1 protein-coding gene is annotated in these 452 nt (G+C 63.7%); it reads left to right on the top strand.

From position 1 onward, the window contains the following. A partial coding sequence (locus B7G52_RS23145; RefSeq protein ID WP_240523600.1) for an EF-Tu/IF-2/RF-3 family GTPase occupies positions 1–452 on the top strand: 452 nt, incomplete at both ends.

Here is a 452-nt window from a genome sequence, read left to right as displayed (position 1 = left end):
TGGAAGGCGACAAAGGTCCCCTGGGCGAGCAGGCCATCATGAAGCTGGCCGACGCCCTCGACACCTACATCCCCCTGCCAGAGCGTGCCGTGGACGGCGCCTTCCTGATGCCCGTCGAAGACGTGTTCTCCATCTCCGGCCGCGGCACCGTCGTGACCGGCCGTATCGAGCGCGGTGTGGTCAAGGTCGGCGAGGAAATCGAGATCGTCGGCATTGCCGATACCCAGAAAACCATCTGCACCGGCGTGGAAATGTTCAGGAAGCTGCTCGACCAGGGCCAGGCCGGCGACAACGTCGGTATCCTGCTGCGCGGCACCAAGCGCGAAGACGTCCAGCGCGGCCAGGTGCTGTGCAAGCCCGGTTCGATCAAGCCCCACACCCACTTCACTGGCGAGATCTATGTCTTGTCCAAGGACGAGGGCGGCCGCCACACCCCTTTCTTCAACAACTAC

The sequence above is a fragment of the Polaromonas sp. AER18D-145 genome (genome assembly GCF_002379095.1).
In the GTDB taxonomy this organism is placed as follows: Bacteria; Pseudomonadota; Gammaproteobacteria; order Burkholderiales; family Burkholderiaceae_C; genus Polaromonas.
The sequence above is the reverse complement of the archived record's forward strand: the minus strand, read 5'-3'. Positions and strand labels throughout refer to the sequence as shown.